Source organism: Bradyrhizobium sp. LTSPM299 (assembly GCF_000938235.1).
Classification (GTDB): Bacteria; Pseudomonadota; Alphaproteobacteria; order Rhizobiales; family Xanthobacteraceae; genus Bradyrhizobium.
This window is the reverse complement of record NZ_JYMU01000094.1, coordinates 51,311-76,793: the sequence shown is the minus strand read 5'-3', so window position 1 is coordinate 76,793 and position 25,483 is coordinate 51,311. Positions and strand designations below refer to the sequence as shown.

At 63.9% G+C, this 25,483-nt stretch carries 21 protein-coding genes; 13 read left to right on the top strand and 8 right to left on the bottom strand.

What is annotated here, in order from left to right; genetic code table 11:
- Positions 1-117: 117 nt before the first annotated feature.
- The 4 genes from UP10_RS40200 to UP10_RS40185 form a co-directional block, all read right to left on the bottom strand.
- Positions 118-1,113 carry an alpha/beta fold hydrolase gene (locus UP10_RS40200; RefSeq protein WP_044592686.1) on the bottom strand — a complete coding sequence of 332 codons (996 nt, stop codon included), beginning with the start codon at positions 1,111-1,113 and terminating at the stop codon, positions 118-120.
- 9 nt (positions 1,114-1,122) lie between these two features.
- Positions 1,123-2,673, bottom strand: a complete 1,551-nt coding sequence (locus UP10_RS40195) for a WS/DGAT/MGAT family O-acyltransferase (RefSeq protein WP_044592685.1) — start codon at positions 2,671-2,673, stop codon at positions 1,123-1,125.
- A gap of 76 nt (positions 2,674-2,749) precedes the next feature.
- A complete protein-coding gene (locus UP10_RS40190) occupies positions 2,750-3,553 on the bottom strand; it encodes an alpha/beta hydrolase (RefSeq protein WP_044592713.1) in 804 nt (267 codons plus the stop codon).
- The gene (locus tag UP10_RS40185; RefSeq protein ID WP_044538699.1) at positions 3,550-3,804 is read right to left on the bottom strand and encodes a DUF6489 family protein; all 255 of its coding nucleotides are present in this window, start codon (positions 3,802-3,804) and stop codon (positions 3,550-3,552) included. The genes UP10_RS40190 and UP10_RS40185 overlap by 4 nt, the downstream gene beginning before the upstream one ends.
- A gap of 388 nt (positions 3,805-4,192) precedes the next feature.
- On the opposite strand from UP10_RS40185, the gene UP10_RS40180 reads away from it, so the two are divergent.
- From UP10_RS40180 to UP10_RS40120, 13 genes are all read left to right on the top strand, one after another.
- Positions 4,193-5,791 (top strand): ABC transporter substrate-binding protein, encoded by a 1,599-nt coding sequence (locus UP10_RS40180; RefSeq protein ID WP_044538700.1) that lies wholly within the window; start codon positions 4,193-4,195, stop codon positions 5,789-5,791.
- A 116-nt stretch (positions 5,792-5,907) separates the two neighbouring features.
- Positions 5,908-6,888 (top strand): ABC transporter permease, encoded by a 981-nt coding sequence (locus UP10_RS40175; protein ID WP_044592684.1) that lies wholly within the window; start codon positions 5,908-5,910, stop codon positions 6,886-6,888.
- A 14-nt stretch (positions 6,889-6,902) separates the two neighbouring features.
- A complete protein-coding gene (locus UP10_RS40170; protein ID WP_044592683.1) occupies positions 6,903-7,871 on the top strand; it encodes an ABC transporter permease in 969 nt (322 codons plus the stop codon).
- Complete coding sequence (locus UP10_RS40165) at positions 7,868-8,851, top strand: ABC transporter ATP-binding protein (protein WP_044592682.1); 984 nt, start codon at positions 7,868-7,870, stop codon at positions 8,849-8,851. Before UP10_RS40170 ends, UP10_RS40165 begins: the two co-directional genes overlap by 4 nt.
- Entirely contained in the window at positions 8,848-9,843 is a 996-nt protein-coding gene (locus tag UP10_RS40160; protein WP_044592681.1) for an ABC transporter ATP-binding protein, read from the top strand. The genes UP10_RS40165 and UP10_RS40160 overlap by 4 nt, the downstream gene beginning before the upstream one ends.
- Positions 9,844-9,940: 97 nt before the next feature.
- The gene (locus UP10_RS40155; protein ID WP_044592680.1) at positions 9,941-11,746 is read left to right on the top strand and encodes a gamma-glutamyltransferase family protein; all 1,806 of its coding nucleotides are present in this window, start codon (positions 9,941-9,943) and stop codon (positions 11,744-11,746) included.
- Between the two features lie 13 nt (positions 11,747-11,759).
- Positions 11,760-12,470: a DUF1028 domain-containing protein gene (locus UP10_RS40150; protein ID WP_044592679.1), complete on the top strand. Its 711-nt coding sequence runs from the start codon at positions 11,760-11,762 to the stop codon at positions 12,468-12,470.
- Positions 12,467-13,456, top strand: a complete 990-nt coding sequence (locus UP10_RS40145) for an ABC transporter ATP-binding protein (RefSeq protein WP_044592678.1) — start codon at positions 12,467-12,469, stop codon at positions 13,454-13,456. Before UP10_RS40150 ends, UP10_RS40145 begins: the two co-directional genes overlap by 4 nt.
- Complete coding sequence (locus UP10_RS40140; protein ID WP_044592677.1) at positions 13,453-14,577, top strand: ABC transporter ATP-binding protein; 1,125 nt, start codon at positions 13,453-13,455, stop codon at positions 14,575-14,577. The genes UP10_RS40145 and UP10_RS40140 overlap by 4 nt, the downstream gene beginning before the upstream one ends.
- A complete protein-coding gene (locus tag UP10_RS40135) occupies positions 14,577-16,100 on the top strand; it encodes an ABC transporter substrate-binding protein (RefSeq protein WP_082077535.1) in 1,524 nt (507 codons plus the stop codon). Before UP10_RS40140 ends, UP10_RS40135 begins: the two co-directional genes overlap by 1 nt.
- A gap of 148 nt (positions 16,101-16,248) precedes the next feature.
- On the top strand, positions 16,249-17,190 hold the full coding sequence (locus tag UP10_RS40130) for an ABC transporter permease (protein ID WP_044592676.1): 942 nt from the start codon (positions 16,249-16,251) through the stop codon (positions 17,188-17,190).
- A gap of 4 nt (positions 17,191-17,194) precedes the next feature.
- A complete protein-coding gene (locus UP10_RS40125) occupies positions 17,195-18,082 on the top strand; it encodes an ABC transporter permease (protein ID WP_044592675.1) in 888 nt (295 codons plus the stop codon).
- Between the two features lie 210 nt (positions 18,083-18,292).
- Entirely contained in the window at positions 18,293-19,150 is an 858-nt protein-coding gene (locus UP10_RS40120; RefSeq protein WP_156180731.1) for a hypothetical protein, read from the top strand.
- Positions 19,151-19,438: 288 nt separating this feature from the next.
- On the opposite strand, the gene cnbZ is transcribed toward UP10_RS40120, so the two are convergent.
- From cnbZ to UP10_RS40100, 4 genes are all read right to left on the bottom strand, one after another.
- Positions 19,439-20,182 (bottom strand): 2-amino-5-chloromuconate deaminase CnbZ, encoded by a 744-nt coding sequence (cnbZ, locus tag UP10_RS40115; protein WP_044592673.1) that lies wholly within the window; start codon positions 20,180-20,182, stop codon positions 19,439-19,441.
- Positions 20,183-20,363: 181 nt separating this feature from the next.
- Positions 20,364-23,465, bottom strand: a complete 3,102-nt coding sequence (locus UP10_RS40110) for an efflux RND transporter permease subunit (RefSeq protein ID WP_044592672.1) — start codon at positions 23,463-23,465, stop codon at positions 20,364-20,366.
- Positions 23,466-23,547: 82 nt separating this feature from the next.
- Complete coding sequence (locus tag UP10_RS40105) at positions 23,548-24,741, bottom strand: efflux RND transporter periplasmic adaptor subunit (protein ID WP_044592671.1); 1,194 nt, start codon at positions 24,739-24,741, stop codon at positions 23,548-23,550.
- 1 nt (position 24,742) lies between these two features.
- The gene (locus UP10_RS40100; protein ID WP_044592670.1) at positions 24,743-25,444 is read right to left on the bottom strand and encodes a TetR/AcrR family transcriptional regulator; all 702 of its coding nucleotides are present in this window, start codon (positions 25,442-25,444) and stop codon (positions 24,743-24,745) included.
- Between the last annotated feature and the right edge of the window lie 39 nt (positions 25,445-25,483).

Here is a 25,483-nt window from a genome sequence, read left to right as displayed (position 1 = left end):
CCCCCTCTAGCCTCGTACTCCTCTCGTCATTCCGGGATGGTCCGAAGGACCAGACCCGGAATCTCGAGATTCCGGGTTCGATGCTACGCATCGCCCCGGAATGACAAACTCTATCGTCTAACCGAACCTTCGTTTACGCCACTCGATCAGCTTGGCGCTGACTTCTTCGGGCTTTTCCTGCTGCGTCCAATGGCCGCTGTCACGGACTAGGTACTTTTCCAGGTCCGGCACCAGTTTCTCCATTCCGTCAGCGGCCGACGGCGGCAGCACTGCGTCGTTCTCAGCCATGATCATCAGCGACGGCACGCGCACGTTATGGTCCAGCCCCAATGAGCGTTCCCAGTTGCGGGTGAAGTTGCGATACCAGTTGATACCGCCGGTGAAGCCGGTCGTCGTGAAGGTGTCGACGAACACCTTCTTCTCCTCCACTGAGAGGATCGGCGTCCGCGGATCGTGCCTGGCGTCATAGTTCGCGATCATCTGCGGGAACGCCAGGTTAAGCCGCGCCGACGCGCCGACGCCGGCGATCGGCGTTTCCTCCGGGGTGCCTGGTGGGCGCGCGACCGGCTTGCGCATGAAGGCGTCGAAGGTCTGCTCGACGCGGCTGCCGAAGATACGGTCGGGATCCCGCGCCGGATCCTGGAACTGGACGATGTACATCTGGTCGCCGAAGCGTTGGCGGAACAGCGCGATCGGGTCGACCGGCGCGCGATCCCAATGCGGCGTGTTGACGCCGACGACGCCGGCGACGCGCGACGGGTGCCGCAGCGGCATCTGCCAGACGACAAAGCCGCCCCAGTCGTGGCCGACAAAGATCGCCTTGTCGATCTTGAGATGATCGAGCAGGCCGACGAGGTCGCCGGTCAGATGCTCCATATCATAGGCTTCGACCGGCTCGGGGCGGTCGGTCGCGCCGTAGCCACGTTGATCCGGCACAATCACCCTGATTCCGGCGTCCCCCAGCGCCTTGATCTGGTGGCGCCAGGAGAAGGCAAGCTCCGGCCAGCCGTGGCACAGCACCACCGGCGGTGTGTCGGTCTTCGGGCCGGCTTCATAAAACCCCATACGGATGCCGTTCGTCTCGGCGAACTGCAGCGGCGGCATTTCAATCATTGCAAAATCCTATTCGGCCGCGCCCTTGATGTCGGCAGGCGGAGGCGCGAACGCCGCCTCGAGTGCATCGAATTCGAGCGGCAGCATGTCGCACAAAACCTGCACATGGGGAATGACGTTGGCGCCGACGATGAAGCCGAAATCGAGCTGGTCGCGATAGCTCTGCACGGTGATGTTGAGCGCGATGCCGTGGGTCGAGATCGAGACCGGGAAGATGTGCAGCAGTTCCGCGCCGGCGGCGTACAGCGTCTGCCGCGGGCCCGGCACGTTCGATACCGTGATGTTGGTCGCCGGCGGCAGCACGTTGGACAGGTCGGAGCGGCTGTAAAGCAGCGCCATGATCTGCACCAGGATCGGCGTGCCCAGCATCGAGATGTTGGAGACTTGCGGCATCAGGGCGCGCAACGGATGCGACATCTCCTTGGACTTGGTCGATTGCGCGATGATGGTTTCCAGCCGCTTCCTCGGGTCTTCGACGTCGGTCGCGATCGAGCAGATCATGCCGAACACCTGGTTGTTGGAGTCGGCGTTGCCCTCCTCACGCAGCGAGATCGGGACGCCTGCCGTGAGCGACTTGTTCGGCAGCGCGCCCTGGCTGATCAGATAACGCCGCACCACGCCGGAGGCGATCGCGAGCACGACGTCGTTGAGCTTGCCGCCAGACGCTTTCGCCACCGCCTTGGCGCGCGACAGCGAGATCGAGGTGCCGGCAAAACTGCGCTCCGATGAGATCGCCTTGTTGAGGATGGTCGGCGGCGAGGACATCGACTGCAGGCTCTCGCGCGATTTGGGGTCTGCGACCTTGGCCACAACATCGGACAGGCTCTTCAACATGGTCGGCATGGCGCCGGCGAACTTCACCGCGCTCTCGATCTGGAACATGGCGTTGTCGAACAGGATCGAGCCGAGGTCACTCTTGCCCGAGCGCGGCAACTCCAGGCTCTTCTTCGCGGTGGCCGCCGCCTCGAATGGCTGGGTCCAGAGCTGCTGGTAGGCATCGATCAAATTGGCTGCGATATCGCGCGGCTCGGGCGCCACCTTCCTGGCCGCCGGCGGATCGATCTCCCGCGGCACCGGTGTCACGTCGTAGATCATGCTGGTCAGCGCAGCGCCCGCGCCACCGTCGATGCAGGCATGGTGCATCTTGGAATAGAGCCCGATCTCGTTGTCCTTCATGCCCTCGAAGACGTAGAACTCCCAGAGCGGGCGAGCGCGGTTCAACAGCTTGGCGTGCATCCAGCCGACGATGCGCTCCAGCGTCGCGCGATCACGCGGCGCGGGCAGACTGGCGCGGAAGATGTGACGGTCGATGTCGAACTGGTCGTCCTCGACCCAGGACGGATGGTCGATGTCGAGCGGCGCCTTCTGCAGGCGCGCTTTGAGGATCGGCGCGATATGCAGCCGCGAGGCGAGCATCGCCTTGAACTCTTCGAAGAAGTCGCCCTTGTAGCCTTCGGGGAGGCGAAAGATCGCCATGCTGCCGACATGCATCGGCATTTCCGGCGTTTCCAGATAGAGAAACGATGCGTCCAGCGAGGACAGCTTCTTGGCGTCGCTCATGATTTCCTCCAGAGAATCAACTGATACGGGCGCCTTGGCGGCGCTTCTCGTCATATAGTCAGGACAGTGTCTGCAGTCAGGATAGTGCCTGTTCCGCAGGCCCATAGGCAATGGCAAAGGGACCGGATCGGTCAAAATGCCGGAACTCGCCTTCCGGCTGCGCCAGCCGGTCGGCGATCGCCCAGAGGGCCGCCGGGTTGACGCCAAGCCCGACATGGCTGGCGAGATGCACCTCGATATTCTCCGCGGTCGCCGATGGCCGCAACTGGGTGGTACGCCAGTTCACGACGCCGTCGGTACGAGAATAGATCGAGGTCGCGGGCACCGGCATGTCGCCGGCGATCGCCTCGCGGATCTCGGGGATGTCGTTCACCCCTTCGCCGGACAACAGCTCATAGAGTCGCGTCGCATTGGTTGCGCGGATGTCATCGGCAAACGGACTACCGAGCGTGATGACCGAGCGCACCAGCTCCGGCATCTGCAGCGCGAGATCGCGCGCATAGACGCCACCGAGGCTCCAGCCGATGATCGATATCTTGCGCCCGGATGCCTCATGGATCCGCTTCAGGAGATCGCGCAGCGCGCCCCGCTTGGAGGCGACGCCGCCGAGATTGCGGCCCAGGTTCCAGGCATGGGCGTCATAGCCGAGCTCCTTCAGATAGCGCCGCATCGGCGCCATCGATAGGTCGCTGGCAAGGAAGCCCGGCAACGCGAGCACCGGATGGCCGTCGCCCTTTGGCGCCTGCATCAGCAGCGGCGACAGCAACAGGCTCGTGTTGAACTCGAGCACGCTGCGCGCCTCGGCCAGCATCAGGAACAGGCCCGGCGGGCGCAACCGGCGTTCGGTCACCTCAGCGCTCCCGTCCGCGCCGGCCACTATTTCTTGTCCTTCTTGCCGATGCCGCCGAGGCCGGCCATCGTCACGAACATGTCCTGGAAGCGTTCGGCGATCTTGGGATCGAAAGTGAACCAGCTTTGGATCAGGGCCTCTGGCGAAACCTTGTCGATGTTCGAGATCATCTGCTGCTGCAGTCTGTCCATGACCGCGGCCTGCATCGGCGCCACGTCCGGCAAGCCCATGAACTGTCGCGCTTCGATCGGCGTACAATCTATCTCGACATTGACCTTCATGTCCGCCTCCTCAAATGCGCCTGACCCGCCTCAGTATCACCGCGACAGGGTGAGTCACGCAAGCGACCCCAACCCACCCCCGGACCCAGTCAGCCTCAATCATCCGTTATGGTCAACCAAACCAGCTCCGCTGGCAGGCGGTTCGGTGACCGGTCCGAACGTCAGGCCATGGTGCTGGCGGCCGAAATGAACGTTGGCACTCCGAAAGTTGAATGTCACGCGCTTGCGGTGACCGCGTATCCTCAAATCCCAGTCATTGCGCTGCGCCCGCGCAAACCGGTTAACCCTTTGGGAAATCGCGCTTGCGCGTCGGGCAAACTCTGGCAACATGGACGATAATACCGACCGGGCGTGTGCAACCGGCGGACAATAACGGGAACGGGGTCAGATGTCGGTACGTTGGAGTTTGGTTGCAGCGACAACAGTCGCGCTGGTCGCATGGGCTGTGCCGGCATCGGCCCAGACATTGCGCTACGCCAACCAGGGCGAACTCAAATCGCTCGATCCCTATACGCTGAAGGAAACCACGACGATCGCCCACCACGCCCATGTCTATGAAGGGTTGGTCGCGCGCGACAAGGATTTGAAGATCATCCCGGCATTGGCGGAAAGCTGGGAGACGCCAAGCCCGACCAAATGGCGCTTTCATCTGCGCAAGGGCGTGAAATTCCACAATGGCGATCCCTTCACCGCCGACGACGTGCTGTTCTCCGCCGATCGCGTCCGCGCCAAGGGCTCCAACTTCCTCAGCAACGTTCCGGGCGACGCCAAGTTCACCAAGGTCGACGACTATACGGTCGACGTGACGCTGGACTCGCCCAATCCCATCCTGACCTCGCAGTGGGATAGCTGGTTCATCATGGACAAGAAGTGGTGCGAGGACAACAACGCGGTCGCGCCGACGCCGGCCTCCGCGACCACGCCGAGCTACGCTGCATTGCACGAGAACGGCACCGGCGCCTTCATGATCGAGAGCCACCAGCCCGGCGTGAAGACCGTGTTCAAGGTGTATCCGGACTACTGGCGCAAGCCGGAGCATAATCTGAAGGAGATCATTTTCACCTCGATTGGCTCCGACGCCACAAGGGTCGCCGCGCTGCTCTCGGGCGACGTTGACGTGATCGAGCCGGTTCCGATCCAGGACATCCAGCGCGTCAATTCAAGCGGCAATGCCACCGTCCTGACCGGACCGGAAATCCGCACCCTCTTCATCGGCATGGACGTGGCGCGCGATGAGCTTCTGTACTCGAACGTCAAGGGCAAGAACCCGTTCAAAGACATCCGCGTCCGCGAAGCCTTCTACAAGACCATAGATGTCGAGCTGATCAAGACCCGCGTCATGCGGGGGTTGTCGACCCCCTCGGTGCTGATGGTCGCACCGCAGCTCTACCCGCTATCGAAGGAGTTCACTCGGCCGAAGCTGGATCCTGACGGAGCCAAGAAGCTCCTGGCCGACGCCGGCTATCCGAACGGCTTTGAAGTCACCATGGATTGCCCGAACGACCGCTACGTCAACGACGCCGCGATCTGCCAGGCTGTGGTCGGCATGCTGGCCCGCATCGGTGTCAAGGTGAACCTGCTGGCGCAGCCGAAGGCGCAGTATTTCGCCAAGGTGCTGAAGCCCGGCGGCTACCAGACCTCGCTCTTCATGCTCGGCTGGACGCCCGCCACCTCCGATTCGCACAACGTGCTACACGATATCCTCGGCTGCCGTGACGATCCAAAGGATTCCACCCGCGGCGAAGCCAATCTCGGCGGCTATTGCAACAAGGAGGTCGACGCGCTCACCGACAAGGTGCTGGTCGAACCCGACACCGCCAAGCGTGATCAGCTGATCAAGCAGGCCTACGAGATCGTCATCAAGGAATATGGCTACATCCCGTTGCACCAGCAGGCGCTGGCGTGGGGCGTATCGAACAAAGTCAAGCTGACCCAGCGCGCGGACAACCAGGTCCTGCTGTACTGGGCGACCAAACAAGGTGAGTGAGTGACGCCAGCGAATTCGGTCCCGGAAGCCCCTGCTTCCGGGACTTGTCGTTTTCCGGCCGCGCAGCGTCGCTCGACTGGTTTGAAAACAAGTCTGAAAAGCAGTGAAAGGTAGAGATGCTCGCTTTCACTCTTCGCCGCGCGCTGCAGGCCATCGGCGTCATGATCGCTGTCGGCGTCATCTCGTTCGCGATGTTCCGCTTCGCGGGCGACCCCGTAAGCCAGATCGTCTCGATCGACACCTCGGCCGCGGAGCGTGCCTCGATCCGGCAGTCGCTTGGCCTCGACGATCCCGTGCTGGTGCAGTTCGGCCGCTACTTCATCAACGCCGCGCAGTTCAAGTTCGGCGTGTCCTATCAATTCCGCCTGCCGGTCGCTGACCTGCTGAAGGAGCGCCTGCCTGCGACTCTCGAGCTTGCGGTCTCCGCCACCATTCTCGCCATGGTGTTCGGCATCCTGATGGGGGTCTATTCCGCGTTGCGGCGCGACACCGTCCTGGCCAAATTATTCCAGGCTGTTTCGCTGGTCGGCATCTCGCTGCCGACCTTCCTGATCGGTATCCTCCTGATCTATCTGTTCGCGGTGACGCTGGGCTGGCTGCCCTCCTTCGGCCGCGGCCAGGTGGTGAAGCTCGGTTGGTGGACCACCGGGCTTCTCACCCTCTCCGGCCTCAAGGCGCTGATCCTGCCATCAATCACGCTCGGACTGTTCCAGATGACCCTGATCATGCGGCTGGTACGCGCCGAAATGCTGGAGGTGCTGCGCACCGACTACATCCGCTTCGCCCGTGCCCGCGGGCTGACCACCCGCGCGATCCATTTCGGCCATGCGCTGAAGAACACACTGGTTCCCGTCATCACGGTCGCCGGGCTGCAGTTTGGCTCGGTTATTGCATTTTCGATCATCACCGAAACCGTGTTCCAGTGGCCGGGCATGGGACTTCTGTTCGTGCAGGCCGTGCAAAACGTCGATATTCCGATCATGGCCGCGTATCTCTTGATGGTCTCGCTGATCTTCGTCACCATCAATCTCGTGGTTGATATCCTCTATACGGTGGTCGATCCGCGCTTGCGCGCCACCGTCAGCCGCGCGTCATAGGGCAAGGATGAACCATGTCTGACGCGGTTGTTCCCCATCGCAGCGAAGAGGGTGCACAGACCCCGCCCGGCGCCGGCTGGTTCCGGCGCGCGCTCGACAGCGACATCTTCTACTCGTTCCGCCGCTCGAAGATGACCATGGCGGCGGCCATCGTGACGCTGCTGTTCTTCCTGCTGGCAATCTTCGCGCCCTTGCTATCTGCGCAAAACCCGTTCGATCCCGCGCAACTGCAACTGATGAATTCGCGGATTCCGCCGCTGTGGACTGCCGATGGCCAGAGCCCGTTCCTGCTCGGCACCGACGAGCAGGGCCGCGATGTCTTCTCGGCCATCCTCTACGGCCTGCGCGTCTCGCTCGCCGTGGGTGTCGCCGGCGTGGTCTTTGCCGGCGCACTCGGCATCGCGCTCGGGCTGATCGCCGGCTATTTCGGCGGCGCGATCGACAGCCTGATCATGCGGATCGCCGACGTGCAGCTCACCTTTCCGGCGATCCTGATCGCGCTTCTGGTCAACGGGGTCGCCAAATCGCTGCTCGGCAACCGGCTTGACGAAACCAGCACGCTCGGCGTGCTCGTGGTCGCGATCGGCCTCAGCTTCTGGGTGCAGTATGCCCGCACCGTACGCGGCTCGGTCATGGTCGAGAAGAACAGGGATTACGTGGCGGCCGCGCAACTGATCGGCCTGCCGGCGCCGACCATCATGCTGCGGCACGTGCTGCCGAACACCATGGGCCCGATCCTTGTCATCGCAACCATCAATCTCGCGCTTGCGATCATCACCGAGGCAACGCTGTCGTTCCTCGGCGCTGGCATGCCCGACACCATGCCTTCGCTCGGCACCTTGATCCGGATCGGCAACAACTACCTGTTCGCCGGCGAATGGTGGATCGTCGCCTTTCCAGGCATTGCGCTGGCTGGCCTGATCCTGTCCATCAACCTGCTCGGCGACTGGCTGCGCGACGCGCTCAATCCAAAGCTCCGATGACCCAGCCTGTCCTCTCCGTCCGCAACCTCGAGGTGGAATTCGTCACCCGGCGCGCCGTCTTGCACGCGATCAACGGCGTGTCGTTCGATATCGCCAAGGGCGAGGTGCTCGGCGTGGTTGGCGAGTCCGGCGCCGGCAAGTCGGTGACGGGCCTTGCCGTGATCGGGCTGATAGATCCGCCGGGCCGCATCTCCGCCGGCCAGATCGAGCTGTCGGGCATGCGGATCGATCGTCTGCCACCGGAAGAAATCCGCCGCATCCGGGGAAAACGGATCGGCATGATCTTCCAGGATCCGCTGACCAGCCTCAATCCGCTGTACCGGATCGGCGATCAAATCATCGAGACCATCCGCACCCACACCAATCTCGGCGAGAGCGCAGCGCGCAAACGCGCCATCGACCTGCTCGCCGAGGTCGGGATTCCCGCGCCGGAGAAACGCATCGACGGCTACCCTCACGAATTCTCCGGCGGCATGCGCCAGCGCGTCGTTATTGCGCTGGCGATCTGTGCCGAGCCCGAACTGATCATCGCCGACGAACCGACGACCGCGCTCGACGTCTCGGTGCAGGCGCAGATCATCGCGCTGATCAAGCGGCTCGGGCGTGACCACGGCACCGCGGTGATGCTGGTGACCCATGACATGGGCGTGATCGCCGAAACCTGCGACCGCGTCGCCGTGATGTATTCGGGCCGCATCGCCGAAATCGGTCCGGTGCAGGACGTCGTGCGCAATCCGCTGCATCCCTACGCCAAGGGCCTGATGGGCGCGATCCCGACGCTCGCGGGCGAGGACAAGCGGCTGGTGCAGATTCCCGGATCGATGCCGCGGCTGTCGGCGATCCCGCCGGGCTGCCCGTTCAATCCGCGTTGCGCCTTTGTGTTCGACCGCTGCCGCGTCGAGCGGCCCGAGCCGATTCTGCACGGCACGCAAGCGGTCGCCTGCCATCTGTTCGAGCCCGCGAAGGTCACAGCGGCATGAGCGGGACGCTGATCGAGGTGAAGAACCTGCGCCGCGTCTTCGACGTCTCGAAGCCGTGGCTCAACCGCGTGCTCGAAGGCGGCCATCTCGAATTCCTGAAGGCGGTCGACGGCGTCACCTTCGACATCAAGCGCGGCGAGACCTTCGCGCTGGTCGGTGAATCCGGCTCCGGCAAGACCACGGTCGCGCGCATGGTCGTAGGTCTGTTGCCGCCAAGCTCCGGCGAAGTCGTCATCGACGGTGTCTCGATGACCAACCCGCGGCAAGCCCAGGAGCGCCGCCGTCTGCGCCGCCGCATCCAGATGATCTTCCAGGATCCCTATGCGAGCCTCAATCCGCGCTACCGCGTCGATGCCATCGTTGCCGAGCCGATCCGCGCCTTCGCGCTGATCCAGGGCGAGCGCGACATCAAGGCGCGCGTCGGCGAATTGCTAACGCTGGTCGGACTGCACCCCGACGACGGCCTGAAATTCCCGCATGAATTTTCCGGCGGCCAGCGCCAGCGCATCGCGATCGCCCGCGCGCTGGCCTCGGAAGCCGAGTTCATCGTCTGCGACGAGCCGACCTCGGCGCTCGATGTTTCCGTGCAGGCGCAGATCCTCAATCTGATGCGCGACTTGCAGGACAAATTCGGCCTGACCTATCTCTTTATCAGCCACAACCTCGCCGTGGTCCGCCACATGGCGACCCGGATCGGCGTGATGTATCTCGGCCGCATCGTCGAGATCGCCGAAAGCCGAAAGCTGTTCGATGATCCGCAGATGCCCTACACAAGGATGTTGCTCGGCGCGGTTCCCGATCTGGCGATGTCCGGCCGCCAGCGCATTCCGGTCAAGGGCGAAATCCCCAACCCGATCGATCCGCCGCCAGGATGCGCCTTCAACCCGCGCTGCCCGCTGACATTCGAGTTGTGCCGCCAGAAGGCGCCGGATCTGATCAATGGCGTGGCCTGCCACGCCGTCAACAGCCCGGTCGCGGCTGTTCCGGCGTGATCACGCGGATGCGAGCAGCCATGTGCACCAGACGGTTGGCATCCCAGGCCGCCTGTGATCAAGTGCGCCGCAACAAGCCCTTGGACAGTGAAGCCGCATGAGCAACGTCAATCCCGATCCGTTCACCACCCGGCCTGAAATCGAAGGCACGTTCGGCGTCGTCACCTCGACGCACTGGATCGCCACCGCGGTCGGCATGGGGATCCTGGAGAAGGGCGGCAATGCCTTCGACGCCGGCGTCGCGGCGGCCTTCACGCTGCAGGTGGTCGAGCCGCATCTGAACGGACCCGGCGGTGACGTTCCGATCATTGTGCACGATGTGAAGCGCGGCAAGAGCGAAGTGATCTGCGGCCAGGGTCCGGCGCCGGCCAAGGCGACGATCGCGCATTACCGCAGCGAGGGCCTCGAGATGGTGCCCGGCACCGGGCTACTTGCTGCCTGCGTGCCCGGCACGTTCGAGACATGGATGCTGCTGCTGCGCGACTACGGAACTGTGAAGCTCCGCGACGTGCTGGAGCCCGCAATCATCTATGCGCGCGACGGCTATCCGCTGGTCGAGCGCGCCTCCGCCACCATCCAGATCGTCGAGCAATTGTTCCGGAAATACTGGACCACCTCGGCGGATGTCTATCTGCCTAACGGCGAAGTGCCGAAGCCCGGCACGATCTTCACCAACAAGCGGCTTGCGGAGACCTACACCCGCATTCTTAACGAGGCCGAGAGCGCCGGCGGCGACCGTGTGGCGCAGATCGAGCGTGCGCGCCAGTCCTGGTCCAAGGGTTTTGTCGCCGAGGCGATCGACAAATTCTGCCGCACCCAGGACGTCATGGACGTCTCGGGCTCACCGCATCGTGGCGTGCTGACCGCCGACGACATGGCGCGTTGGCAACCGACGATCGAAGCACCGCTCACTTATGATTACGGCCGCTACACCGTCCAAAAAGCCGGCGTCTGGAGCCAGGGCCCGGTGATGCTGCAGCAGCTCGCGCTGCTGAAGGGCTTTGATCTCGACGGGCTCGATCCTGTCGGTCCCGACTTCATCCATCTGCAGATCGAATGCGCCAAGCTTGCCTATGCCGACCGCGAGACGTTCTACGGCGATCCCAAATTCACCGAGATCCCGATCGAGACGCTGCTGTCGGACGCCTATAATGACGAACGCCGCAAGCTGATCTCAAAGGACAAGGCGTCGCTCGACTTTATTCCCGGCTCGGTCGAGGGCTTCGGTGCCGTCGTCAAGCTGCGCCGCGCGGAGGGGCACCGCGAAGCCGTCGGCGCCATGGGTGCCGGCGAGCCAACGGTCGGCCGCTTCGGCGAGGTGCGTGGCGACACCGTGCATTTCGACATCATCGACAAGGCCGGCAACATGATCTCGGCGACGCCGTCCGGCGGCTGGCTGCAGTCCTCGCCTGTCATTCCCGAACTTGGCTTCTGTCTCGGCAGCCGCGCGCAGATGTTCTGGCTGGAGGAAAACCACCCGGCCGCGCTGGCGCCGGGCAAGCGGCCGCGTACCACGCTGTCGCCGACCATGGCGCTGCGCGACGGCGAGCCGTATCTCGCATGGGGTTCGCCAGGCGGCGACCAGCAGGATCAGTGGATCACGCAGTTCTTCCTGCGGCACGTTCACGCCAAGATGAATCTGCAGGAGGCGATCGACGCGCCGGCCTGGCACTCCGAGCATTTCCCGATTTCGTTCTGGCCACGCACCGCGCGACCCGGCGTGCTGGTGCTGGAAAATCGCGTACCGAAGCCGACCGTCGACGAATTGAAGCGGCGTGGCCATGTGGTGGAGATCGGCCCCGATTGGTCGGAAGGCCGCCTCACCGCGGCCTCGAAAGTCGGCCCCCGCCGCCGCGCCGCTGCCAACCCGCGCGGCATGCAGGGCTACGCGGCGGGCCGCTAGATAGAGGCTTGAGATGACCTGGTCGATCATCGCCCGCGATAGCGCCACCGGCCAGTTCGGCATCGCGGTTGCGACGCGGTTCTTTGCGGTCGGTGCCCGCGTGCCCCATATCGCGGCCGGCATCGGCGCGATAGCGACGCAGGCGATGGTCAATCCGTATTACGGCATCGACGGTGTCACACTGCTGCGCGAGGGCAAGAGTCCGGACGACGTCATCGCGGCGCTGCTCGCCACTGATGCCGGACGCGAGAGCCGGCAGGTCCATGTCATGGACGTCAAGGGCCGCATATCAGCGCATTCCGGTAGCGACTGCGTCGACTGGTTTGGCCATATCTCGGGCGATGGCTTTTCGATCGCCGGCAACATGCTGGTTGGTCCCGCGGTGCTCGACGACACCGCGAAAGCCTATGCCGCCAATGCGACGCTGCCGTTCGCGCAGCGCCTGATCAAGGCCATGTTCGCCGGCGAGGCCGCCGGGGGCGACAAGCGCGGCAAGCAATCGGCGGCGCTCTTGATCCATGGCACGGAGGAATGGTCCGATCTCGACCTGCGGGTCGACGACCATGCCGATCCCCTGCGCGAGCTGGAGCGGCTGGAGGCGGTCAGCCGCGAGCGCTGGGTGCATTTCCGAAAATTCATGCCGACCCGCGACAATCCCGCCGGGATCACCGACCGTACCATCATTGACGCCGCCATCGATGCCGCAGCGAAGAGCCAGGGATGACGGCTGGCCCGCTGATCGAGATCGAGGGCCTGCGCGTCATCTTCCACGGCGATGACGGCCGCACCACGCACGCCGTCGATCGGGTCGATCTCAGCGTCGCCAAGGGCGCAACCCTTGGCCTGGTCGGCGAATCCGGTTGCGGCAAGAGCGTGACTTCGCTTGCGATCATGGGCTTGCTGCCGAAGCAATCCGCCGCCGTCACCGGCGCGATCCGCTTCGACGGCTTCGATCTGCTCGACGTTCCCGACCAGACGCTGCGCGATTTGCGCGGCAATCGGCTTGCGATGATCTTCCAGGAGCCGATGACCTCGCTCAACCCGAGTTTTACGATCGGCGACCAGATCGTCGAGACCATCCTGCGTCACCGCGGCGGCTCGCGGCGCAGTGCGCGCGAGCGCGCCATCGCGCTGTTGCGCCGCGTCCACATCCCCTCACCCGACAAGCGCATCGACGACTATCCGCACAAGCTTTCCGGCGGCATGCGCCAGCGCGTGATGATCGCGATGGCGCTGGCCTGCGACCCGCAGCTTCTGATCGCGGACGAGCCGACCACCGCGCTCGACGTCACCCTGCAGGCGCAGATCCTCGATCTGATGCGCGAGCTGAAGGATGCGAGCGGGGCGGCGATCATCCTGATCACCCACGATCTCGGCGTCGTCGCCGAAGTCTGCGACGAGGTCGCGGTGATGTATGCCGGTGAGATCGTCGAGCGCGCACCCGTCGACGATCTCTTCGCCAATCCGCAGCATCCCTATACGGTCGGCCTGCTCGGCTCGATCCCGCGGCTCGACCGCCGCACCACCCATCTCGCCACCATCGAGGGCATGGTGCCGAACATGGCGAACCCGCCGGCGGGCTGCCGCTTCGCCGCGCGCTGCCCGTTCGTCGAAGACGACTGCATCAAGACCCCGCCGCCGCTCGCGATGCTGAGCGCCACCCACGCCTCGCGCTGCATCAGGGCGCCGCTAGAACGGCTGGTGTCATGACCGCGCTGCTCGAGGTCGAGGGCCTGGTCAAGCACTTCGTCGCCGCGCGCTCGGTGTTCGGCCGCCCGACCGCCCATGTGAAGGCCGTCGACGGCGTCAGCTTCACGGTCGAGGCCGGAAAGACGCTCGCGCTGGTCGGCGAATCCGGCTGCGGCAAATCCACCGTCAGCCGGCTGGTGCTGCGGCTGATCGAGCCCGACGCAGGCACCGTCCGTTTCGAGGGCCGCGATCTCGGCGCGCTCAATGCTACACAGTTGCGCGCGTTCCGCCGCGACGCGCAGATCATCTTCCAGGACCCCTATGCCTCGCTCAACCCGCGGATGACGGTGAGCCAGATCCTGATCGAACCGCTGGCACTGCATGATTTGGTGCCATCAACGCGCCGCCGCGAGCGAGTCGAGGAGCTGCTGCGCCTGGTCGGGCTCGAGCCGCGCTTCGCCCGCCGCTACCCGCATGAATTCTCCGGCGGCCAGCGCCAGCGCATCGCGATTGCCCGGGCGCTTGCGGTCGAGCCGAAGCTGATCATCTGCGACGAGCCGGTGTCCGCGCTCGACGTCTCGATCCGATCGCAGATCCTCAATCTGTTGCGCGACCTGCAGGATCGCCTCGGGCTTGCGTATATTTTCGTCTCGCATGACCTCGCGGTGGTCAAGCACATCGCCGACCGCGTCGCCGTCATGAATCTCGGCACCATCGTCGAAACCGCGAACGCCGATGCGCTGTTCGCCGCCCCGCGCCATCCCTATAGCCGCGCGCTGCTGTCGGCGATCCCGGTGCCTAAACCGAAGGCGAAGCGCAGCCGCATTGTGCTGCAGGGAGACATGCCGAGCGCGCTCGATCCGCCTTCCGGCTGCCGCTTCCACACCCGCTGCCCCTATGTGGTCGCGCGCTGCCGCGCCGAAGTGCCGCAGCTTAGCGATGATGGCACCGGACATGCAACGGCGTGTCACCGGACCGCAGAGCTGCCGCCGGCGGATGCGATCGTCCCGTCCGACGGCGGCTTCTCACCGGCGCTGGAGAAATTGATCGCGGCTTTCAGCGGCCCTTCGGAAGGGGCCGCACGTTCCGGGGTTGGTACTATCGGGACACCGGCCGGCGCGTCAACATGGGGAACGGTATGATGAGGATGTTTCTGAAGGCGGCGACCGCCGCGGCCCTGTTGCTGGCGCTCGGCGCAGGCGTCCAGAGCCAGGCTCAAGCCCAGACCACGTTGCGCATCGGCCTCGCCGAGGACCCTGACATCCTCGACCCCTCGACCGCGCGCACCTATGTCGGCCGCATCGTATTCGCCGCCTTCTGCGACAAGCTGTTCGACATCGACGAGAAACTCAACATCGTGCCGCAGCTTGCGCTCTCGCACGAGACTTCGGCGGACGGCAAGGAAGTCACGATCAAGCTGCGCCCCGGCGTCAAATTCCAGGACGGCGAGCTGTTCGACGCGGAAGCGGCAAAGTTCTCGATCGAACGCCACATGACGATGCCGACCTCGTTCCGCAAGTCGGAGCTTGCCAGCGTCGATCATGTCGAGGTGGTCGACCCGCTCACCATCAAGCTGGTGCTGAAGACGCCGTACTCGCCGCTGGTTGCCCAGCTCACCGACCGCGCCGGCATGATGGTGTCGCCGAAGGCGGCCAAGGAGGCCGGCGACAAGTTCGGCCTGCATCCGGTCTGCGCCGGGCCGTACAAATTCGTCGAGCGGGTGCAGCAGGACCGCATCGTGTTCGAGAAGTTCGCCGACTACTGGAACAAAGACAACATCTTCATCGACCGCATCGTCTATTTGCCGATCGTCGACGCCACCGTGCGGCTCGCCAATCTGAAATCCGGCGGGCTTGATCTGATCGAACGCGTGCTGGCGACCGACATCAAGGATGTCCGCGCCGATCCGAAGCTCGTGCTGTCGACCGCGCCCGAGCTCGGCTATCTCGGCCTCACCATCAATATCGGCAACGACAAGGCCAAAGGACCGCTCAGTCAGTCGGAAAAGGTGCGCCAGGCACTTGATCTATCGATCGATCGCGAGGCGCTCAACCAGGTCGTGTTCAACGGCGAATTCACGCCGGGCAATCAGTGGGTTTCTCCGACCCATCCCTATTATCAGAAGGCGTTTCCGGTTCGCGGCAGCGACATCGCCAAGGCCAAGGCGCTGCTGAAGGAAGCCGGCGTCGCACTGCCTGTGACCGTCGACTACATGATCCCCAAGGGCTCGGAGTATGAGGCAGTGGCCCAGGTCGTGCAATCGATGGCGGCCGAAGCCGGCTTCGACCTCAAGATCCGCGTCGTCGAGTTTGCCACCACTTTCAAGCAGGCCCAGGCCGGCGAATTCCAGGTATTCCAGATCAACTGGAGCGGCCGGATCGATCCCGACGGCAATTCCTACGTCTTCATGCACTCAAAGGCGCCGCAGAACGACGGCGGCTATTCCAGTCCGGACGCCGACCAACTAATGGAGGATGCGCGGTTGATCGCCGATCCCGCGCAGCGCAAGGCGATCTACGAGAAGCTGACCAAGATCCTGCTCAATGATGAGCCGATCATCTACCTGTTTCACCGCAAGCTCTTGATCGCTCACACCACCAAGGTCGAAGGCTACCGGCAGATGCCGGACGGACTGGTGCGGGTGGTCGGGCTGAAGCTGAAATGAAGATGCACGCCCGGCGCTCGCGTCCCGGATGCGTTGCAGCGCGGCAGCGGTGCAATGCTGTTCCGGGACCCATCGCGAGGCAAGCATGGGTCCCGGTTCTGCACCGCATCGCTTTGCGCTGCGCTGCGCCCGGGACACGAGGGAACTCATGCTGAACTTCCTCGCCAAGCGGCTGGTCCAGATCGTCCCGACGCTGTTCTTCGTCTCGGTCCTGATCTTCTCGCTGCAGCATCTGCTGCCGGGCGATCCCGCGCTGGTGATGGCCGGCGAGGAGCGCGACCCCGCCGTCATCGAGCAGATCCGCCAGCAATATCACCTCGATCAGCCGATCCCGGTGCAATATGTCTACTGGATCAAGGGCGTGCTGTCCGGCGACTTCGGCGAGTCCTTGCGCAACAAGATGCCGGTGCTGAGCCTGATCGCGCAGAAACTGCCGGTGACGATGCAGATCGCCGGTATGGCGATCGTGATCGCCTTCCTGATCGGCATTCCCGCCGGCATTATCTCGGCGGTCAAGAAAGGCACCGCCTGGGACTATGGCGCCAATCTGTTCGCGCTGTGGGGCATCTCGACGCCGAATTTCTGGCTCGGCATCATGCTGATCTTCCTGTTCTCGATCAAACTAGGTTGGCTGCCGGCCTCCGGCTACGTGCCGCTGAGCGAGGACTGGCGCGCCAGTCTCGCCGCGTCGATCATGCCGGCTTTCGTGCTCGGCAACGCGATCGCGGCGATCCTGATGCGGCACACCCGCAGCGCCATGCTGCAGGTCTTGGAAAGCGACTATGTCCGCACCGCGCGCGCCAAGGGCCTGTCGGAGCGGGCGGTAATCCTCAAGCATGCGATGCGCAACGCGCTGACGCCGATCATCACGCTCGGCGCGCTCGAGCTTGGCACGCTGCTGTCGGGCGCAGTGCTGACCGAGCAGATCTTCTCGATCCCCGGCTTCGGCAAGCTGATCGTCGACGCCGTATTCAACCGCGATTACGCCGTGGTGCAAGGCGTGGTCCTGACCACCGCGACGATCTACATCGCGCTCAACCTGATTGCCGACATCGCCTACATCCTCGTCAACCCGCGGCTGAGGGGCTGACGCGATGACCGACACCGCCCTCGGCGCGATCCCCCTCACCGCAACAGACGAGCTGGAAAGCCCGGCGCGCCGCGCCTGGCGACGGTTGATGAAACGCAAGGGCGCCGTCATTGGTCTCATCGTGATTGCAATCTTCGTTCTGCTGGCGATCTCAGCGCCGCTGGTCGTGCCCTACGATCCGATCGCGACCAGCTGGTCGCTGGTGCGCAAGGGCCCGTCGGCGCAGCACTGGTTCGGCACCGACGATCTCGGCCGCGACGTGCTCGCGCGCGTCGTGTTCGGCGCCCGCGCCTCGCTGCTGGCGGGCGCAATCTCGGTCGGCATCGCACTCACGATCGGCGTTCCGCTCGGGCTGCTCGCCGGCTATCGCGGCGGCTTCATCGATGCGCTGATCGGGCGCATCACCGATGCGATGCTGGCCTGCCCGTTTTTGATCCTCGCGATCGCGCTCGCGGCCTTCCTTGGGCCCAGCCTCGGCAATGCGATGATCGCAATCGGCATCTCGGCGACGCCGGTCTTCATCCGGCTGACCCGCGGCCAGGTGATGAGCGTCAAGGTCGAGGACTATGTCGAGGCCGCTCGCGCCATGGGCAACCCGCGCTGGCGCATCGCGCTGTTCCACATCCTGCCGAACATCATGCCGGCGTTGCTGGTGCAGGCGACGCTGTCGATCGCGGCCGCGATCATTGCGGAAGCCGCGCTCTCCTTCCTCGGTCTCGGTCAGCAGCCGCCATTGCCATCCTGGGGCAGCATGCTCAACGCCGCCCAGCGCTTCCTCACCAACGCGCCCTGGATGGCGATCTGGCCGGGGCTCGCGATCTTCCTGGTGGTGCTCAGTTTCAACCTGGTCGGCGACGGCCTGCGCGACGCGCTGGACCCGAAGGCGCGGTGAGCACATCGCTCAAATCGCAACTACGGGATGCACGGATTGTTTACGTGGGGCGACGATCCTCACAGCGCCAGCCGGCCATGGCTTCCGTTCGAGGCATTCATGCGGTTCCTCATTTCAGCAATCTTGATCGGCGGATTGGTCACAGCGGCGCATGCCGCTTCGCTCGACCTTCCCAGGAGCACGCCGATCGCGCGCGGCGAGCCGTGCCGCGTGGACGATGCCGCCGTGGAGCGCACCAAGCCGGCCGCACCAATGCAGATCAGCCGCCGCGCCGCGGTCTACGTCGTCCAACACGTTCGGAAAGCCTGTCGATTGTTAGCCGACGCAGACGACGGTCGCTCACGGTCGGATTCAGTTCGTGACGATCTTTATCGCACCCTTCTCGTTCCGATCTACCGAGCCCATCCGGACGTCGTCGAGCAGCCGTTTTCGCCGTCAGCGATTCCCAAGGTCGTCAGCGCCACGTCGCGAGATATCGGAAGAGCGGCAGCCAACCGCCTTACGATCGAAGTGGCGCGCTTGCAGAAGAGCATCGTTGAGCTCGGTGGCGATGGGTCTGACAGGTCGGTCGATGAGAGCGCCGCCAGGAAAGCGGCTGAGGCTTTGATCGACGCCGCCATCGAACTCTCATTCGCCGGCAAGATTACATTCGATGCGTATCCCGAGCTGTTCGCAAAGGAGGGCGACAAGGTCCCCGCTCAGCCCCGCACGGCCGAGCGGGACGCCGACTTTCGCAAGGGAGCTCCACCTCTCGGCTCCGTCAAACTAAGCGATGCCGCACTGGCGCTGATACAATCGTTCATGCGAGAGGTTCGTCGCGCGGCCGGAGGCGATCGGATCGCTGCGATCGGCTGGGCCCATGAGCAAAAATCCAAGGGGCCCGGCGACGCCGCCTGGTCCAGCCAAGGGGCCGGCTGGATACTCGGCGCCTACTGGAAGTCCGAGGTTCCACCTGATGTCATCGACACCGTTCGTGGTGTCGAAATCGTCTTCAGTGCCGAAGATCTGTCGGCGCTCGTGGGTAAAACAATAGATGCGACAAAGCAGAAGCTGTTCGTGCGCGATTGAGTACAAGCGCTGCGGCGGAAAGCACCGTCATCCTGAGGAGCGCGCTCTTGCGCGCGTTTCGAAGGATGCACGGCCCGGCTGTGGCCGATTCATCCTTCGAGGCTCGCTCCGCTCGCGCCTCAGGATGACGGAGATGAATTGTGCGCACCGCACTATCCACATCATTGCGAGCGAAGCGAAGCAATCCATTGTCACCGAACGCACGGCGCGATGGATTGCTTCGTCGCGGAGCCTGTCATCGGGCGCGCATTCGCGCGACCCGTTGGCTTCTCGCAATGACGGAGAACGCTAAATCACCACCTCCCGCAGCACCCTCCGGCAATCCATCTCGTATTCGAGATCGACCACCGGCGGGCGGGCGAAGTGCCAGGTCAGGCCGGAGCGCGTGGCGCCGCAGCGGACCAGTTCGTCTGCGATCACGGGGTGGATATCGTGCACGGTGTAGGCCTGCACGGCTGTCGTCTCCTTCCAGCCGAAGCCGAATTCGGCAAGGCGGCGCTCCATCTCGCTCGCTGTGAAGCGAACCTTCTCCCGCCACGCGTCGGGGCTGAGGTCGCGATAGCGCACGATGCGCTCCGGGTAGCTGCCAGGGCCGCCGCGCGCCTCGGCACCTCCAGCGATCACGAAGGACGGTGACTCGGTCGCGCTCGGCCGCGTGAACGAGAACGCGTAGAATGACGGCTCCGACGGCGGGTCGATCTCGGGGCAGACATTGCTGCGCGCCACCGGATTGGTGGTGCCGTCGAACAGGTCCCATTCCGCGAGCGTCTTGACGTAATGCTGGTTGAAGGCGCGAAAGCCGTCTTCGGTGAAGGCGGCGGGCGAGCGCAACTCGCAGGCGCAGAACGCAGTCAACGGCCGGCCTGCGCCCTGGATGGTTGCGGCGATCCGCGCAAAGCCTTCGGCGAGCGGCACCGGTTGATCGAACCGCACCCGCTCGATCTCATAGCCGGGGCTCGCCTGCGCGCCGCTTGAATACTGGAATACGGCGGGAATGAACCGGTAATTGCCGGCCGCGAAATCGCTTACCATGTCTGTTCCTCCAGATCTTGTTCCATAGCGTTTTCGAGCGAAGTGGATCCCGGTTCGCGTGAAGAAAACGCGTCAAACGAAAAAGTTCCTGCCCTGCGCAGAGACGATATTACGGCACAAAGAAAAGGCGGCAATGGCTTTCGCCAGTGCCGCCTTTTCTTTGAGTACGAGCCTCGAGGGCTCAGGTCGGTTTCAGCGCACCCTGACCACCGCCGACATCGAAATCGGCGATCTGCTTGGCGCGTTCCGAGTTGGCCGCAGCCTGGTGGTCGGTCGCGATCACCGTGTAGACCATTGGCAGCACGAACAGCGTGAACAGGGTGCCAATCGTCATGCCGGCGACAATAACGAGACCGATCGAGAAACGGCTGGCAGCGCCGGCGCCTGAGGCCGTCAGCAGCGGCAGCAAGCCGGTCACCATCGCGGCCGTCGTCATCAGGATCGGACGCAGACGAATGCGGGCCGCCATCTCGATCGCCGCGCGGCGGTCGAGCCCCTCGTTGAGCTGCAGCTCGTTGGCGAATTCCACCATGAGGATACCGTGCTTGGTGATCAGTCCGACCAGCGTCAGCAGGCCCACCTGGGTATAGATGTTCATGGTCGCCAAGCCGAAGAACAACGGGATCAGGGCGCCGACGATCGCCATCGGCACGCTGATCATGATCACGCAAGGGTCACGCAAGCTCTCGAACTGCGCTGCCAGCACCAGGAAGATGATGATCGCAGCGAATATGCCGGTGACAAGCAGCTGACCGCCTTCGTGAACATACTGTCTGGAATCGGCGAGGAAGTCGTAGGTGAAGCCGGACGGCAGCTTCTTGGCTTCGCCTGTCAGGAAGTCGACCGCCTGCCCCATCGAGACGCCCGGCATCGGAACGGCCTGGAAAGTCGACGAGTTGAGCTGGTTGTAATGGGTCAGCGCGTTCGGATCGACGCCGGTCTCGACCGTAACAACGGTCGAGAGCCGCACCTGCTGCCCGGTCGCGGTTGGCACGTAATAGTTATCGAACGACTCCGGCGCCAGCCGGTTGATGCGCGGCACCTGCGGGATCACCTGATAGGAGCGCCCTTCCAGGTTGAAGCGGTTAACATAGTTGCCGCCGAGCAGCGTCGCCAGCGCGCCACCGATCGACTGCATGGTGATGCCGAGGTCGCTCGCCTTGGAGCGATCGACCTTCACTCTGACCACCGGCTGGTTGAAGTCGAGGTCGCTGTCGCTGACGATGAACAGGCCGCTGCTGCGCGCGGCAGTCTTCAGCTTGTTCATCTGGTCGAACACCTGCTCGAACCCGGCCGTCGAGCTGATCACCATCTGGACTGGCAGACCGCCTGGTCCGCCGGGCAGCGGCGGCAGGCTGAAGGCGAACGCATTGACGCCCTCGATCTTCGAGAGCTCCGCCTGAACCAGCGGCTGCAGCGCCTGCGCGGAGCGCTTGCGCTCATCCCAAGGCTTGAGCAGCATGCCGGCGAAGCCGCCCTGCGGACCGGTGAGGCCGTTCAGGACGAAGCGCAGGTCGGTTTCCGGAAACTTTTGGAACTCCTTGTCCATCTTGTCGCCGTAGAAGTCGATGTAGTCGATGTTGGCGTATTTCGGCGCCTTGGTCACCGCGAACACGATGCCCTGGTCCTCCTGTGGCGCCAGTTCACTCTGGGTGTGCATGAAGAGAAAGCCCACGAGGCCAAAAATGGTCAGCGCGAACAGGGCCGTGATCGGGCGGTAGTCAAGCGAGCGGTCGAGTTGGCGGCCATAGGCGCGAGTCATCGCGCCGAACACGCGATTGACCAGTTTGGCGAAACGCCCCTCTTCCGTATTCTTGAGGAACACCGAGCACATCATCGGCGACAGCGTCAGCGCGATCACACCCGACACGATCACCGAGCCGGCCAGCGTGAAGGCGAATTCGCGGAACAGCGTGCCGGTCACGCCGCCGAGGAAGCCGATCGGCGCGTACACCGCTGCGAGCGTGATCGTCATGGAGACGACAGGGCCCACGATTTCTCGCGCGCCTTTCAGCGAAGCCTGCACTGGTGGCAGGCCCTCTTCGAGATGGCGATGGATGTTTTCCACCACGACGATGGCGTCGTCGACCACGAGCCCGATCGCCAGCACCATCGCCAGCAGCGTCAGCAGGTTGAAGCTGAATCCGGCGGCCAGCATCAGGATGCAGACGCCGACCAGCGACAGCGGGATCGTCACGACCGGGATGATCACCGACCGGAACGATGCCAGGAACAGGAAGATCACGACGACGACGATCAGAACCGCTTCGGAGAGCGTCTTCTCGACCTCGTCGATCGACGATTGGATGAACTTGGTGGAGTCATAGGCCACCTTCATCTTCATCGACGGCGGCAAATTGCGCTCGAGGCTGGGGAACAGATCGCGCACGCCCTTCACCAGCGTCAGCGGGTTGCCCTGCGGCGTCGCCTTGATGCCGATGAAGATCGCATGCTCGCCGTTGAAGGCGACGCTGGAGTCCGTGCTCTGCGCCGCGAGTTCTACCGTCGCGATGTCCTCGATGCGCACGAACCCGCCGTCCTTCGACTTCACGATCATTCGCTTGAACTGATCGATGTTCTGAAGGTCGGTGTTGGCCGACACGTTGGAGACGATGAAAAAGCCCTTGGTCTGGCCGGCGGCCGCCTGGAAGTTGTTGGCGGCGATCGCGGCGGCAACGTCGTTGGGCGACACGCCACGTCCAGCCATCCGGGTCGGATCGAGCCAGACGCGCATCGCAAAGGTCTGGCCGCCGAGAATGTCGGCCGATGCGACACCGTCGACCGTCGAGAGCACCGGCTGCACGACGCGGGTCAGGTAATCCGAGATCGCCGACCCGGTCAGTTCCTCGCTGGAGAAGCCGAGATACATCACCGCGATGGTGTCGCCGGTCGCCTTGCTGACAACAGGGTCGAATGCTTCCTTCGGGATCAAATATTTGACCGAGTTGACCTTGGCGAGCACCTCGGTCAGCGCCTGGTTAGGATCGTGATTTAGCTTGACGTAAACTTGAATCGTCGAGGTACCGAGCACCGAGTTCGACGTCATGTAGTCGACGCCTTCGGCCGAGGCGACGGCCTGCTCGATCGGCGTCGTGATGAAGCCGTTGATCAGTTCGGGCGACGCACCCGGATACGACGTGGTGATCGTCACGACGGTGTTCGAGAGGTTCGGATATTGCCGGATCGGCAGCACCATCGCCGCGCGCAGGCCGATCAGCAGGATCAGCAGGCTGACGACGACCGACAGCACCGGGCGCTTGATGAAGATATCAGTGAAGGCCATCGCCAACCTATTCTTGTTGTCTGCCGATTTGCGGCAACATGTGGCGGAGGGCCCGATGGCCCTCCGAATCGAAGCGGTCGCCTTAGTAACGCGGCGGCTCAGCCGGAATCGGCGGCGGCGGATCAGCCGAGATCGCAACCGCCATCCCCGACTGCAGCTTGATCTGTCCGACCGCAACAACCTTGTCGCCGGGCTTCAGACCCTTGAGGATCTCGACACGTCCCTCGACACGGTTGCCCGTCTTCACGAAGGTGCGCACCGCCGTCAGGCTGGTCTTGCCGTCGTCAGCCTTCTTCTCGGTGATGAGGAAGACCGAGTCGCCGTACAGCGTGTAATCGACCGCCGTTTCCGGAACGGTGACGACCTCCGGCTTCTCGGGCAGCACGATCGTGGCGGTCGCGAACATGCCGGGCTTGAGGATGTTCTCGGGGTTCTCGACCGTCGCCTGAACGCGGATGTTGCGGGTATCGGTCGCGATCTGCGGCTCGATGGTCGTGATCTTTCCCTCGAAGGTACGGCCCGGATAGGCGTCGACCGCGACCCGCACGGTCTGGCCAACCTTGATCTGCGAGCTCTGCTTCTCGGTAGCGGTCAGGTTCGCATACAGCACCGACAGATCGGTCAGCGACACGATCTGCGTGCCGGCCGTCAGATACTGGCCGACTTCGATCTGACGAACGCCCAGGTCGCCGTCAAACGGCGCCCGCACCAGTTTCTGCGAGATGATCGCCTCGGTCTTGGCGATGCCCGCCTTGGCCTGGTCGAATGTCGCCTGCGCCGTGTCGACGGTGGACTGCGGCCCGAACTGGCGTGCCGCAAGCTGCTTGGCGCGGTCAAGCTGGAGCTCTCCCACGACGGCCTGCGCCTTGAAGCTGGCGAGGTCGCCCTGGTCGGGCGCGTCGAACAACTGCACGAGCGGCGTACCCGCCTTTACGTGGCTGCCGGCCGTGAACAGGATATCGGTGATGCGGCCTGATACGTCGGAGGTGACATTGACCTGATGCACCGCGACGAGGCCACCCACCGCGGTCAGCAGGTTCGGAATCACCTCGGACTTCGCCTCCGCCACGGTCACATTCGACGGCGGCGGCTTATTGTTGGCGAAGAACTGCGCGATCATGTGGCTGCGGAAGGCGTTGAAGCCGACCAGCGCGCCCACCAGCACGACCAGCAGCAGGCCCACGATGATGAACCAGCGCAGCATGCGGACGGGGCGCTTGGCCTGCTTTTCCTTGAGCGGTTTCCCCGAGAGGTGGCTTTCGGTCTGAATATTCATGTCATGCACTTTCTGCAGTTACCGACTGTCCGTGACCCGGTGACGGCTGTCGGCCCAAATGTGTAGCGATTGCGGCGTCGCCAAGTCCGATGCCGCGGAGGATGAATTGGCAAAGCTGCCGTTCGGCGGCGGCGGCATCGCCAAAGACGAGGCATGGTGTCGCAGGCATCTGCGTCAGCGCCGCCATCAGCACGGTGTGGTGGGCGAACCAGAACAGGTTGAGCGGCTCGTCGCCGATCGCTGTCGCGTCGCCCGAGGCAACCGCGCTCTCGATCGAGGCGGTAAAGGTCGGCCCGATCAGCTTCCCGATCTTGTCATAAAGCAGCCGCGCGAACTCGCCATCGTCGAGATGGCTCGTCACCATCAGCCGCATCCGCTGCGCTTCTTCCTGGTCCGGCGCGTCACGAAGCTGCATGAAGTGACCGACCATGCCCTGCACCAGTTCGACCAGCGTCGCGGTCGAGGGCTCCTGGCCGAGCAGGTGCGCGAGATCGGGATCCGCCTCGCACTCCTCGGCAAGAATTTCGGCGTAGAGCGCAGCCTTCGACGGGAAGTGCTTGAACAACAGCCCTTCCGAAATGGCAGCCGCAGCCGCCACGCTCTTGGTCGTGGTGCCGGCAAAGCCGTTGCGGGAGAAACACCGCTTGGCAGCGCTCAGGATCAACTGACGCCGCAAGTCACTCGTCATGCGTAAGGTCGACATTTGGGGTCGTGAGTAATCACTCACCTTGCCTGATGTCAA

Bases quoted from the DNA above. Each gene is read 5' to 3' on its own strand.
- UP10_RS40200 (WP_044592686.1), bottom strand. From the start codon at position 1,113: ATGATTGAAATGCCGCCGCTGCAGTTCGCCGAGACGAACGGCATCCGT.
- UP10_RS40195 (WP_044592685.1), bottom strand. From the start codon at position 2,673: ATGAGCGACGCCAAGAAGCTGTCCTCGCTGGACGCATCGTTTCTCTAT.
- UP10_RS40185 (WP_044538699.1), bottom strand. From the start codon at position 3,804: ATGAAGGTCAATGTCGAGATAGATTGTACGCCGATCGAAGCGCGACAG.
- UP10_RS40180 (WP_044538700.1), top strand. From the start codon at position 4,193: ATGTCGGTACGTTGGAGTTTGGTTGCAGCGACAACAGTCGCGCTGGTC.
- UP10_RS40175 (WP_044592684.1), top strand. From the start codon at position 5,908: ATGCTCGCTTTCACTCTTCGCCGCGCGCTGCAGGCCATCGGCGTCATG.
- UP10_RS40170 (WP_044592683.1), top strand. From the start codon at position 6,903: ATGTCTGACGCGGTTGTTCCCCATCGCAGCGAAGAGGGTGCACAGACC.
- UP10_RS40165 (WP_044592682.1), top strand. From the start codon at position 7,868: ATGACCCAGCCTGTCCTCTCCGTCCGCAACCTCGAGGTGGAATTCGTC.
- UP10_RS40160 (WP_044592681.1), top strand. From the start codon at position 8,848: ATGAGCGGGACGCTGATCGAGGTGAAGAACCTGCGCCGCGTCTTCGAC.
- UP10_RS40155 (WP_044592680.1), top strand. From the start codon at position 9,941: ATGAGCAACGTCAATCCCGATCCGTTCACCACCCGGCCTGAAATCGAA.
- UP10_RS40150 (WP_044592679.1), top strand. From the start codon at position 11,760: ATGACCTGGTCGATCATCGCCCGCGATAGCGCCACCGGCCAGTTCGGC.
- UP10_RS40145 (WP_044592678.1), top strand. From the start codon at position 12,467: ATGACGGCTGGCCCGCTGATCGAGATCGAGGGCCTGCGCGTCATCTTC.
- UP10_RS40140 (WP_044592677.1), top strand. From the start codon at position 13,453: ATGACCGCGCTGCTCGAGGTCGAGGGCCTGGTCAAGCACTTCGTCGCC.
- UP10_RS40135 (WP_082077535.1), top strand. From the start codon at position 14,577: ATGAGGATGTTTCTGAAGGCGGCGACCGCCGCGGCCCTGTTGCTGGCG.
- UP10_RS40130 (WP_044592676.1), top strand. From the start codon at position 16,249: ATGCTGAACTTCCTCGCCAAGCGGCTGGTCCAGATCGTCCCGACGCTG.
- UP10_RS40125 (WP_044592675.1), top strand. From the start codon at position 17,195: ATGACCGACACCGCCCTCGGCGCGATCCCCCTCACCGCAACAGACGAG.
- cnbZ (WP_044592673.1), bottom strand. From the start codon at position 20,182: ATGGTAAGCGATTTCGCGGCCGGCAATTACCGGTTCATTCCCGCCGTA.
- UP10_RS40110 (WP_044592672.1), bottom strand. From the start codon at position 23,465: ATGGCCTTCACTGATATCTTCATCAAGCGCCCGGTGCTGTCGGTCGTC.
- UP10_RS40105 (WP_044592671.1), bottom strand. From the start codon at position 24,741: ATGAATATTCAGACCGAAAGCCACCTCTCGGGGAAACCGCTCAAGGAA.
- UP10_RS40100 (WP_044592670.1), bottom strand. From the start codon at position 25,444: ATGTCGACCTTACGCATGACGAGTGACTTGCGGCGTCAGTTGATCCTG.